The 12034-nt window shown below is 49.8% G+C and carries 10 protein-coding genes; 1 reads left to right on the top strand and 9 read right to left on the bottom strand.

From position 1 onward, the window contains the following. Positions 1 to 117: 117 nt before the first annotated feature. On the top strand, positions 118 to 1296 hold the full coding sequence (locus tag FND36_09895; GenBank protein ID QDW74314.1) for a ribose-phosphate pyrophosphokinase: 1179 nt from the start codon (positions 118 to 120) through the stop codon (positions 1294 to 1296). A gap of 45 nt (positions 1297 to 1341) precedes the next feature. Here the strand turns inward: FND36_09895 and FND36_09900 are convergent, their stop codons facing one another. The 9 genes from FND36_09900 to udp form a co-directional block, all read right to left on the bottom strand. After that, positions 1342 to 2775 (bottom strand): polysaccharide deacetylase family protein, encoded by a 1434-nt coding sequence (locus tag FND36_09900; GenBank protein QDW74315.1) that lies wholly within the window; start codon positions 2773 to 2775, stop codon positions 1342 to 1344. A gap of 110 nt (positions 2776 to 2885) precedes the next feature. Further along, entirely contained in the window at positions 2886 to 4049 is a 1164-nt protein-coding gene (locus FND36_09905; GenBank protein ID QDW74316.1) for a 3-phosphoglycerate dehydrogenase, read from the bottom strand. A 2-nt stretch (positions 4050 to 4051) separates the two neighbouring features. Next, entirely contained in the window at positions 4052 to 5134 is a 1083-nt protein-coding gene (gene serC / locus FND36_09910) for a 3-phosphoserine/phosphohydroxythreonine transaminase (GenBank protein ID QDW74317.1), read from the bottom strand. 27 nt (positions 5135 to 5161) lie between these two features. After that, a complete protein-coding gene (gene ilvB / locus FND36_09915) occupies positions 5162 to 6841 on the bottom strand; it encodes a biosynthetic-type acetolactate synthase large subunit (protein ID QDW74318.1) in 1680 nt (559 codons plus the stop codon). 66 nt (positions 6842 to 6907) lie between these two features. Further along, positions 6908 to 8581: a dihydroxy-acid dehydratase gene (gene ilvD / locus FND36_09920; GenBank protein ID QDW74319.1), complete on the bottom strand. Its 1674-nt coding sequence runs from the start codon at positions 8579 to 8581 to the stop codon at positions 6908 to 6910. 95 nt (positions 8582 to 8676) lie between these two features. Beyond that, positions 8677 to 9759: a 3-isopropylmalate dehydrogenase gene (leuB, locus tag FND36_09925; GenBank protein QDW74320.1), complete on the bottom strand. Its 1083-nt coding sequence runs from the start codon at positions 9757 to 9759 to the stop codon at positions 8677 to 8679. Positions 9760 to 9903: 144 nt separating this feature from the next. Beyond that, a complete protein-coding gene (cdd, locus tag FND36_09930) occupies positions 9904 to 10347 on the bottom strand; it encodes a cytidine deaminase (protein ID QDW74321.1) in 444 nt (147 codons plus the stop codon). Between the two features lie 124 nt (positions 10348 to 10471). After that, positions 10472 to 11170 (bottom strand): purine-nucleoside phosphorylase, encoded by a 699-nt coding sequence (deoD, locus tag FND36_09935; protein QDW74322.1) that lies wholly within the window; start codon positions 11168 to 11170, stop codon positions 10472 to 10474. 24 nt (positions 11171 to 11194) lie between these two features. Next, positions 11195 to 11980, bottom strand: a complete 786-nt coding sequence (gene udp, locus FND36_09940) for a uridine phosphorylase (GenBank protein ID QDW74323.1) — start codon at positions 11978 to 11980, stop codon at positions 11195 to 11197. Positions 11981 to 12034: the final 54 nt, after the last annotated feature.

Consider the following 12034-nt stretch of genomic DNA (forward strand, 5'->3'; position numbering starts at 1 on the left):
CTCTATTACGATCTCATTATAGCGTACCTGTAAAAAATAGTCTATGTAAATCATTGACCTTGCAAAGGAAATAGTGATATAAATAGAAGTATAAATTATATATTTTAGGAGATTGCCATGTCAAGTATAAAACTGATGGAAGAGGCGCTGCCTGTAGCTCCTCTTAAAATCGCAGCGCTAGAAAGCTGTGAAGAGCTGGGGAAAAAGGTTAATGATTATATCGTCAAGTTCCGCAAAGACCGGGTGAAAGAGTCTTTGGAATCCCCGCTTTTTTTTAATTACCAGTTGGACAACTATCTGTTGAAATTCCGCTGTCCCCGTTTTGGAACCGGGGAGGCTAAAGGCGTCCTGGAAGAATCCATCCGCGGCAAAGACCTGTTTATTATGGTGGATGTCTGCAATTACAGTCTCACCTATACAGTCAACGGACATTTAAACCATATGTCTCCGGACGATCATTATCAGGATCTGAAAAGAGTCATTTCCGCGGCCAACGGCAAAGCCCATCGTCTGAATGTGATCATGCCTTTCCTATATGAGAGCCGTCAGCATAAACGGACCAAACGGGAATCCCTGGACTGCGCGCTGGCTCTTCAGGAACTGGTAGATATGGGTGTCAGCAACATCATCACCTTTGATGCCCATGATCCGCGGGTGCAGAATTCAATCCCGCTTCACGGATTTGATAATTTCAACCCGCCTTATCAGTTTATCAAAGCTTTGCTGAGAGCTGAGCCAGACCTTCCTGTGGACAAGGATCATCTGATGATCGTAAGTCCGGATGAAGGCGCTATGCATCGGGCTGTCTACTTCTCTAACGTTTTAGGAGTAAATATGGGTATGTTCTACAAGCGCCGGGATTATTCTACCATCGTAGGCGGCAAGAACCCCATTGTAGCCCACGAGTTCCTGGGAGAGGATATCAAAGGCAAAAACGTGATCGTGGTAGACGATATGATCTCTTCCGGGGAAAGTATGCTGGATGTCGCCAGACAAATGAAGGAACGAGGCGCAAGCCGGGTTTTTGTCTGCACCACCTTTGGTCTTTTTACCAATGGTTTTGACAAGTTTGACGAATATTATGAGAAGGGTTATATCGATCGGGTCATCACTACCAACTTGACATATCTTCCTCCTGTCACACAGGAAAAGCCTTACTTTGTAGTGGCGGATATGAGCAAGTTCATTGCCTTGATCATCGACTCTTTCAATCACGACATTACCATGAGCCATGTGCTGAATCCTACAGACCGTATCCACACGCTTTTGGAGAAACACGCGCATAATAATTCTTAAAATCGAAAAAAGGAACGAGGCGAGCAGCCCCGTTCCTTTTTTTATCTAAAAATCCGTATATTTCGCGCCATTTTCCAGCGTTACGTTCTTGTAAGCCGCCAGTTCCGACACCGTCACAAGCTGATACCCTTTCTCCAGCAGTTTGGGAATCAGCTCTATCGCCGCGTCCACGCTCTCTGTATGGATATCGTGCATCAGGATGATATCGCCGTCCTTCACGTTATTCATCACCATGTCCACCGTCGTCTTAGCATTCCGGGTCTTCCAGTCCAGCGTGTCTATGTTCCACAGAATCAGCGGCATCCCCGCGTTTTCCTTCAATGTGGAACTGATCGCCCCGTAAGGAGGACGCATCACTGTAGCGCCTTCCCCAACGATCTCCTTGATCTTATTATTCGTATCCCCGATCTGTTTCTTCACCTGGTCAGCGGAAAGCTTTGCCAGATTGGGGTGGTCGTAAGAATGATTTCCTAACTCGCATCCAATCTCTTTCATCTTCTTTACCGCTTCCGGATGGGAGGAAACTTTCTGGCCCAGCATGAAAAATGTCGCGCGGGCATCATATTTCCCCAACTGCTCCAACAGCTCGTCCGTCCGGTCTCCCGGCCCGTCGTCAAAGGTCAGGGCCACCATAGGCCTGCTGGGATCGACTTTGCTTTCTTCCTTGGAAACCAATTTCCCATCCTCACCGAACTCACACAGCATGGTCCCCAGATATACCGTTCCCTCAGCCATCTTTCCATCCTGGTGGAAATAATATGTACTGCCTTCTATATCCAGCCAGCCTGTAACGGCGGCTCCGTCTTCTCCCAGATAGTAGGTGTCCTCCTCCTTCTTCTGCCAGCCAGTCTGCATAACGCCGTCCTCATCGAAATAATAGATCTTCTCGCCGATGGTCTGCCAGGAAGTCGCCTTTTCTCCGTCTTCCCCAAAGTAATAAGTCTTTCCCTTGGATACCACAAAGTCATTTGTTACGTAAGTTCCGTCATATTTCTTGAATTTATTTCCATCCCAGTCTCCTACCGGGTTCTTAACCTGGAAAGTTCCGTCTTTCGTCTGAATCTGGACCAGCCCTGCCCAGTCTGTCTCCAGCTTCTGGCTGATATCTTCATTCAATACGATATTGGCCGTATATTCTCCCTCCGTATTAGGATCCGCCTCACAGACGATGGTATACCCCTCGCCATTTTGGAATTGCTGCAGAAGATCCTCTGCCGTGGTCCCCTTCTCGTCCAGTTTCTGCTTCCCGTCTCCTTCCAGCGTAACTTCCGCCGACATTGCCGGCATCTCTTCTCCCTGGAGGATGGAAGCGCTTTTTACCGAAATACGGATCACTGCTTCCGGTGAATTGGCGGAAGCGGTCTTTAATAAAAACGGCATCGAACAGCACAACAAAAGAAGAGCAAAAACCTTGATCAAAGTTCTTACTCTCCCCTGTCTGCGCCTGCTTTTGATTCGTTGTCTTCTCCCCTGGTCCATCTGTACATTCTCCCCGTCTTACTGTTAGAATCAGTATAACTTTTTTCGACAGATTTCGCAAGGAAGGTTCTCTTTAGATTTTATTAAGTTTTATTACGATTTATTAAGAATTAGTGAATAATCCGGACCCTCAGCACTTCTCCCACTTTCCGCAGGTCGTCTGCCACACTTTCTGGCACATCGTTGTCAATATCGATCATTGTGTAGGCGTATTCGCCTTTACTTTTGTTCGTCAGGTCCGCGATATTCATATTATCTTTGGCAAGAATCTTAGTAAACTGTCCGATCATATTCGGCACGTTATGATGCAGAAGTACGATCCGGGTGGTATTGGCCTGCCTTCCCATTTCACAGTTGGGATAATTTACGGAATTCTTGATATTGCCGTTCTCCAGATAATCCTGCAGCTGCCGAACAGCCATTCTGGCGCAGTTGTCCTCTGATTCTTCCGTAGAAGCGCCCAGATGGGGGATCACAATGGCCCCCTTGACTCCCGCGATCACCGGCGTTGGAAAGTCAGTCACATAGTGCTTTACCTGGCCGGATACCAGCGCATCGATCACCGCTTCCTCATCCACCAGCACATCTCTTGCGAAGTTCAGAAGAACAACTCCTTTTTTCATCAAGCTGATCGCGTCCTGATCGATCATTCCTCTGGTATCTTCTGTAGCCGGCACATGAACCGTAATATAGTCACATTCTTTATATAGTTCATCTACCGTAGAAGCGTGGCGGATATTCCGGGACAGATTCCACGCAGATTTTACTGAGATATAGGGATCATAACCATAGACTTCCATTCCTAAGTGGATAGCGGTATTAGCCACCAAAACCCCAATCGCCCCGAGGCCGATGACCCCCAGTTTTTTCCCATCCAGCTCACAGCCGGCAAACTGTTTTTTGGCTTTTTCCGCATCTTTAGCGATATTTCCGTCTTCCTCATTTTCCTCCACCCAGTTAATGCCTCCGATGATGTCTCTGGAAGCCAGGAGCATCCCCGCGATCACCAGTTCCTTGACTCCATTGGCATTTGCCCCCGGCGTGTTGAACACAACAATTCCTTCTTCTGTACAGCGCTCCAGCGGAATATTATTTACGCCTGCTCCCGCCCTGGCGATCACCTTCAGATCTGGTCCAAACTCCATTTCATGCATAGAAGCGCTTCTTACGAGGATCGCGTCCGCGTTGTCCGGCGCGCTCACCGGAACGTATTCTTCGGTAAATTCTTCCAATCCTACGTCAGAGATTGGATTCATGCAGTGATATTGATACATAGCTATACGTTCTCCTCTTCAAATTTTTTCATAAAGGCTGTCAATGCTTCTACGCCTTCGATCGGCATAGCATTATATATGCTGGCCCGCATACCGCCCACAGTGCGGTGGCCTTTAAGATTTACGAGCCCGGCTCTTTCTGCTTCTTTCACAAATTTTTCGTCCAGCTTTTCATTTCCTGTGACAAACGGGACGTTCATCAAAGACCGGTCCTTAGGAACTACTGTTCCTCTGAACAGACGGCTTTGATCCAGATAGTCATAGAGGATCTTAGCTTTTTTCTCATTGTACTCTTTCATTGCTCCAAGGCCGCCCTTCTTCTTCAGCCATTTAAATACTTTGCCGCAGATATAGATCCCATAGGTATTCGGTGTGTTGTACAAAGACCCCGCATCCATGTGTGTCTTGTATTTCATCATTGTGGGAGTGCCTGGCAGTACATCCTCGGTGATCAGATCCTCACGGATGATGGCGATCACCACGCCCGCAGGTCCGATATTCTTCTGGACTCCTCCATATACTATCCCGTATTTCGTCACGTCAAACGGTTCCGACAAAAAGCAGGAAGACACGTCCGACACCAGAAGTTTCCCTTTGGTATTTGGAAGTTCCTTGAACTTTGTTCCATATATAGTATTATTCTCACAGATATACACATAATCCGCATCTGGTGAGATATCCAGATCAGAGCAGTCTGGAATATAGGAGAACGTCTTGTCTTCAGAGGAAGCCACCACTCTTGCCTCACCGAAGCGCTTCGCTTCCGCATAAGCCTTCTTAGACCACTGGCCGGTCAGGATGAAGTCCGCTTTCCGATTCTTCATCAGGTTCATGGGAATCATGGCAAACTGCAGGGATGCTCCCCCCTGCAGGAACAAAACCCGGTAATTTTCCGGGATTCCCACTAGTTCCCGAAGGTCTGCCTCCGCTTCATCGATGATCTCCTGGAAGGAATGAGATCGGTGACTCATCTCCATCACGGACATTCCAGTTCCTTTGTAGTCCAGCATCTCTTGAGATGCTTCTCGCAGCACGTCTTCTGGCAGCACTGCCGGTCCTGCTGAAAAATTGTACACTCTGCTCATTTCTCATTCCTCCTCTTTCCTTTTCTGCTATTTCTTCTGTTCCAGATCTTTTCCGTCAAAGGCTTCGCTGATGGCCGCCCCCGGCGCCACCATAGGCCATACTTTATCATCGCAGTCAATCTGGCAGTCGATCACCATCGGGCTTCCTAATGTCAGCGCGCGGGCAAATGCCTCCTGGAATTCTTCCCTGGTAGTTACGCGCACTCCTTCTGCCCCAAGAGCTTCCGCCAGCTTTACAAAATCAACCTTGTCGTTCAGTACGGTAGCTGAATACCGTTTCCCATAGAACAGATCCTGCCACTGGCGTACCATGCCAAGCACATGGTTATTGACCACCACCTGGATCACCGGGATATTGTATCTTGCCGCAGTGGCGATCTCATTCATATTCATACGGAAACATCCGTCCCCCGCAATATTGACCACCGTCTTCTCCGGTCTTCCTACTTTTGCCCCAATGGCCGCGCCAAGGCCGTATCCCATGGTTCCCAGACCGCCTGATGTAAGCAGGGTCCTTGGCTTAGTAAAGCGGTAAACCTGCGCCGCCCACATCTGATGCTGGCCTACCTCCGTCACAATCAGGGCATCCCCTTTGGTCTGCCGGTAGATCTCTTCTACCACATAGGGACCGGTCAGCGAATCTTTTCCATATGCCAGAGGATATTTCTCCTTGTAGTCCATGATCTTCTGGATCCATTCCTCATGATTCTGCTGCTCCAGACGCTGGTTTAAGATTTCAAGGATCACCTTGATATCCCCCACCACTCCTTCGGTGATCAGCACGTTTTTATTCATCTCCGCCGCGTCGATATCAAACTGGAGGATCTTGGCGTTCTTGGCGAATTTCTTGGCATTTCCTGTGACACGGTCGCTGAACCTGGCACCCACTACAATGAGAAGATCGCACTCACTGACTCCGTAGTTGGATGTTTTCGTCCCATGCATTCCCAGCATCCCTGTATAAAGAGGATCTGTCCCTGGGAACGCTCCTTTTCCCATTAATGTGTCTGTCACCGGAGCGTCTACTTTCTTGACGAATTCATAGAGTTCTTCACTCGCCCCGGATAGCACGGCGCCGCCGCCCACGAAAATATAAGGTTTTTTGGCTTTTTTGATCATCTTGAGTGCGGTCTCAATATCCTCCTGGCACACATCTTTAGAGGGCACTGGCTCTTCCGGCTGTTTTGGCTCATACTCTGTCTGATTAGAAGTTACATCTTTGGGAATATCGATCAGGACCGGAGCCGGACGGCCGGATTTGGCGATCGTAAATGCCTTTCGGATCGTACCAGCTAAGTCTTTTACATCCTTTACAATAAAATTATGCTTGGTGATCGGCATGGTGATCCCCGCAATATCGATTTCCTGGAAACTGTCCTTTCCAAGAAGGGACACGCCCACATTACAGGTGATCGCAACAATAGGGATCGAATCCATGTATGCGGTGGCGATACCGGTCACCAGGTTCGTAGCCCCCGGGCCGCTGGTAGCGAAACATACTCCCACCTTGCCTGTGGCTCTTGCGTACCCATCTGCCGCATGAGCCGCTCCCTGCTCATGAGAGGTCAGGATATGCCTGATCTCATCGCTGTGTTTATACAGCTCATCATATACGTTTAGGATCGATCCGCCCGGATATCCAAACACCGTATCTACGCCCTGTTCTTTCAGACATTCTATTACGATTTCTGCTCCTGTCAACTGCATACCTTATATCTCCTGTTCTATCTATATAATCTCTTTTTGGCTTTTGGCGCCTCCAAGACCGTTCCTTTATTCCGCCTTCGGCGCTTCCAGGATCGCTCCCCGGTTGCCGGAGGTTACCATGGATGCGTATCTTGCCAGATAACCTGTGGTCACCTCCGGCTGCCTCGGCTTCCATTCTTTTCTTCTTCTTTCCAGCTCTTCCTCTGGTACATCCAGCTCCAGCTTCAGTCCTGGAATGTCAATCTTGATGATATCCCCTTCTTCCACCAGGGCAATGGGGCCTCCCACTGCTGCTTCCGGTGAAACATGACCGATCGAAGCTCCTCTGGAAGCTCCGCTGAACCGTCCGTCCGTGATCAGGGCCACACTGGATCCAAGTCCCATTCCGGCAATGGCGGAAGTGGGATTTAACATCTCCGGCATTCCCGGTCCGCCTTTTGGTCCCACATAGCGGATGACAACCACGTCTCCTTCTTTGATCTTGCCGCCTTTGATGGCATCGATGGCATCTTCCTCACAATCAAAGACCCTTGCCGGACCTTCATGCACCAGCATTTCATCCACAACAGCGGAACGTTTTACTACGCTTCCGTCCGGCGCCAGATTTCCTTTCAAAACCGCCAGGCCGCCGGTCTCGCTGTAGGGATGATCGATCGGACGGATGACTTCCGGATTCTTGTTTACCGCCCCTGCGATATTTTCTCCCACTGTCCTGCCCGTTACCGTCATACAGTCTGTATGCAGCAGTCCCTTCTTATTCAGCTCGGCCATTACCGCGTACACGCCGCCAGCCTCGTTCAGATCCTCGATATAAGTCGGGCCAGCCGGCGCCAGATGGCAGAGATTAGGAGTTTTCTCACTGATGCCATTGGCAAAATCAATCTCGAAATCCATGCCCACTTCATGAGCGATCGCCGGCAGATGTAGCATACTGTTGGTGGAACAGCCAAGCGCCATGTCTACCGTCAAGGCATTTAGGATTGCCTCTTTTGTCATAATGTCTCTGGGACGGATATTTTTCTCCCACAGCTTCATTACCTGCATTCCCGCATGTTTCGCCAGGCGGATCCTTGCGGAGTAGACTGCCGGGATGGTTCCATTTCCCTGAAGTCCCATACCCAGCACTTCAGTCAGACAGTTCATGCTGTTTGCCGTGTACATCCCTGAACAAGATCCACAGGTAGGACAGGTTTTGTTTTCAAACTCACACAGATCTTCATCCGTGATCAGTCCCGCCGCGTTGGCGCCTACCGCCTCAAACATGCTGGACAGGCTGGTCTTCTTTCCTTTCACATGGCCGGCCAGCATAGGGCCGCCGCTGACAAAAATCGTCGGCACATTGATCCTGGCCGCCGCCATCAAAAGTCCCGGAACATTCTTGTCACAATTAGGAACCATCACCAAAGCGTCAAACTGGTGCGCCATGGCCATCGCCTCCGTAGAATCCGCGATCAAGTCCCTGGTCACCAAAGAATACTTCATGCCAATATGTCCCATAGCGATCCCGTCACAGACTGCGATCGCCGGGAACACGATAGGAGTTCCGCCAGCCATTGCCACACCCTGCTTTACCGCTTCCACGATCTTATCCAGATTCATATGCCCCGGAACGATCTCATTATAGGAGCTGACGATCCCGACCAGCGGCCGGTCCATTTCCTCCTGCGTAAGTCCCAGCGCGTTGAATAACGAACGATGGGGAGCCTGCTGTTTGCCTTTCGTCACTGTATCACTTCTCATAGTTGATCCTCCTTATTTTAAGACGTAGCCTTTCTTCATTTTACTACGTCCCAAATTAACGTTTGTGGTGTACCTTTTTGCGTTTTGCCCTGTACCTAAATGAAGTCGGCAATCCGGTCGCCCATCTCTTCTGTACCGATCTGAGTCTTGCCCTCAGACATGATATCAACGGTCCGGTATCCTTCTTCTAATACTTTGGCTACTGCTTTTTCAATGGCGTCTGCCTCCTGATCCAAGTCAAAACTGAATCGAAGCATCATAGCTGCCGACAAGATCGTGGCAATAGGGTTGGCGATCCCTTTGCCCGCAATATCTGGGGCAGATCCGCCGCTTGGCTCATACAGTCCGAATTTGGTCTCGTTTAGACTTGCGCTTGCCAGCATTCCGATGGATCCCGTCACCATACTGGCTTCATCGGACAGAATATCTCCAAACATGTTCTCCGTCAGGATCACGTCGAACTGCTTTGGATCCTTGACAAGCTGCATAGCGCAGTTGTCTACCAGCATGTGCTCCAGAGTCACGTCTGGATAGTCTCCCGCCACTTCTTCTACCACTTTGCGCCACAGTCTGGAGGAATCCAGAACGTTTGCTTTATCTACGCTTGTGACTTTTTTTCTCCGCTTTCTGGCAATATCAAAGCCCCTCTTTGCGATCCGCCGGATCTCCTGTTCATTATATGTAAGTGTGTCGTAAGCGGTCATAACGCCGTCTCGCTCTTCCGTCCCGCGTTCTCCAAAGTACAGGCCGCCGGTCAGTTCCCGCATGATCATCATATCGAAACCGCCTTCTGTGATCTCTTCTTTCAGCGGGCAGGCCCCTTTTAATTCATCATACAAAACGGCGGGCCTTAAGTTGGCGAACAGATTCAGTTCTTTCCGGATCTTCAAAAGTCCCGCTTCCGGCCTTTTGGACGGTTCCAGCTGATACCAGGGCGAAGTTTTGGCATCGCCGCCGATCGAGCCCATCAGCACCGCGTCACAGGCTTTTGCCTGTCGGATCGTCTCGTCTGTCAGAGGGATCCCGTGTACGTCGATGGATGCTCCCCCCATCAAAAGCTGTGTATAATCACAGGTATGGCCGTAGACTTTTGCCGTCTTATCCAGGACTTTCATGGCTTCTGCCACAATTTCCGGTCCAATCCCGTCTCCTTTGATCACTCCGATTTTCAGATTCATAGCTCTCTTCCTTCCTTTGCCCTGCCCATCCAGCGCATCGGCGCTTTTTGGACAAAAATCTATAAAATTTATGATATCCTATTTTTCTTTATGTTTCAAGACTTTAATCTACTAAAATATTCCCTGAATTCTTACGGTTTTTGTCTATTTTTTCAGATTTCCGGGGCCAAATCCCAAAGGAAGAAGTTCTCCCAAAGTGTGGATCTCCCATTCTTCCAGGCTGACGGCCAAAAGAATCTGAAACTCTTTCGGATCACAGAACTCCATTAATACTTGGCGGCAGACGCCGCAGGGCGGGCACATTCCATGACGGCCCTCCTGGTCTTCGCTGACGATGCAGATCGCGGCAAACTCCCTCTCCCCTTCGCTTACCGCTTTGAAAACCGCGGTCCGCTCCGCGCAGTTTCCAGGACTGTACGCAGCGTTCTCCACATTACATCCAGTAAAAATTCTGCCGCTCTTTGTCAAAAGAGCGGCTCCTACTTTAAAGCGCGAATAGGGGGCATAAGCGTATTTCAATCCTTCCATCGCGCTTTGGATCAATATCTCTGCCGGGATGCTTCCAGCAATCTTGTCAGGTTCTTTCATCAGGATGATCCCTCCTCTTCATCTCTGCCGTTACTGACTTGGCCCGGATTGCTCTTCCTATCCACCTCGTCTGCCGCGGCTTCTTTCGTTTCAAATACTTTAGATTGTTTTACAAAGGATATGGTCATAACTCCAGCGCGATCTCCATCATTTCTGTGAAGCTGGTTTCCCGCTCTTTCGCGCTCAATTCCTGTTCCTTAAATAAATGATCCGAAACGGTCAGGATACAGAGGGCTTTCTTTCCCGCCCTTGCCGCGTTCATATACAAGGCCGCCGCCTCCATCTCCACCGCCAGAACGCCCATCCTTCTCCATTTCTCATTGACACTGTCATCGTCATTATAGAAAATGTCGGAGGAAAGGATATTTCCCACCTTTACTGGAATCCCCTTTTTCTCTGCCGCTTCCACCGCCTTTTTTAAAAGGCTGTAGTCGGCAATGGGGGCAAATGTCCCTGGAAGCCGGTACTGGCTGGCATAATCTGAGTTGGTGCAGGCGCCCATGCCGATCACAATGTCTCTTGCGTTCAGCTCGTCCTGCAAAGCTCCCGCAGATCCGATGCGGATGATCGATTCCACATCATAAAAATGAAACAGTTCATAACTGTAGATACCGATGGATGGCATCCCCATTCCGCCTCCCATGACAGAAATCTCTTTCCCATGGTAAGTTCCTGTGTAGCCCAGCATATTTCTCACTGTATTAAAACATTTCGCCCCTTCCAGGTAGTGATCCGCAATGTACTTCGCCCGCAGCGGATCTCCCGGCATCAAGACTGTCTTGGCGATTTCCTGTTTTTCTGCCGCGTTATGTGGTGTACTCATAAAATTTCTCTCCTTTCTCTGCCTCTATCTTTTCTTTTCCCTATCCTGCCGGATCAGCGTACGGATGGCTTCTACTGCTGTCTGGATCGGCGCCTCTGTGTCATGGACCACCGGATTGGGCAGTCCTTTTTTGGCCCGTTCCTGATTCGCCATAGTAAGAAGAACCGTTCCCACCCGGACTCTCAGCCAGCTTCCTACAACGAAAAGAGCGGCCGACTCCATCTCTGAAGCAAGGCATCCGCATTTCACCCAGGCGTCCCATTTATTCAAAAGCTCATACCCCACCGGCTTTGTCTCTGGAGAATGTTGTCCATAGAAAGAATCCTTGCACTGGACCACCCCTACATGGTACTCCTGCCCCAGCTTCTCTGCCGCCCGCATAAGCGCCTGGGTCACTTCCACATCCGCTACCGCCGGAAATTCGATGGGCGCGTACTCTTTGCTGGTCCCTTCCATCCGTATGGCGCCGGAAGCGATCACCACGTCCCCGCTTTTCACTTCCAGGGCCATACCGCCGCTGGTGCCTACCCGGATAAAGGTATCCGCCCCCACTCTGGACAATTCTTCCATGGCAATGGCGGCGGAAGGACCGCCGATGCCAGTTGAGGTCACGCTTACCTTCTCCCCTTCCAGATATCCGGTATAAGTCACATATTCCCGGCTGTCCGCGATCAATTTGGCGTCCTGGAAATGCGCCGCGATCTTCTCGCAGCGTTTGGGGTCTCCCGGCAGGATCACGTATCTGCCTACTTCTCCATCTGCCACCTGGATATGGTACTGTCTGTCTTTGTCCTCAGAATAGTTGATCATCCTTTTTGCCTCCTTGTATCCAAGATTACTTTTATCATACCATTCTGGCGGCAG

The organism is Lachnospiraceae bacterium KGMB03038 (genome assembly GCA_007361935.1).
Lineage (GTDB): Bacteria > Bacillota > Clostridia > Lachnospirales > Lachnospiraceae > Massilistercora.

Excerpts from the sequence above, each read along its gene's own strand:
- cdd (QDW74321.1), bottom strand. The coding sequence starts at position 10,347 with ATGAAAGAACCTGACAAGATTGCTGGAAGCATCCCGGCAGAGATATTG.
- ilvD (QDW74319.1), bottom strand. The coding sequence starts at position 8,581 with ATGAGAAGTGATACAGTGACGAAAGGCAAACAGCAGGCTCCCCATCGT.
- udp (QDW74323.1), bottom strand. The coding sequence starts at position 11,980 with ATGATCAACTATTCTGAGGACAAAGACAGACAGTACCATATCCAGGTG.
- deoD (QDW74322.1), bottom strand. The coding sequence starts at position 11,170 with ATGAGTACACCACATAACGCGGCAGAAAAACAGGAAATCGCCAAGACA.
- serC (QDW74317.1), bottom strand. The coding sequence starts at position 5,134 with ATGAGCAGAGTGTACAATTTTTCAGCAGGACCGGCAGTGCTGCCAGAA.
- FND36_09900 (QDW74315.1), bottom strand. The coding sequence starts at position 2,775 with ATGGACCAGGGGAGAAGACAACGAATCAAAAGCAGGCGCAGACAGGGG.
- leuB (QDW74320.1), bottom strand. The coding sequence starts at position 9,759 with ATGAATCTGAAAATCGGAGTGATCAAAGGAGACGGGATTGGACCGGAA.
- ilvB (QDW74318.1), bottom strand. The coding sequence starts at position 6,841 with ATGCAGTTGACAGGAGCAGAAATCGTAATAGAATGTCTGAAAGAACAG.
- FND36_09895 (QDW74314.1), top strand. The coding sequence starts at position 118 with ATGTCAAGTATAAAACTGATGGAAGAGGCGCTGCCTGTAGCTCCTCTT.
- FND36_09905 (QDW74316.1), bottom strand. The coding sequence starts at position 4,049 with ATGTATCAATATCACTGCATGAATCCAATCTCTGACGTAGGATTGGAA.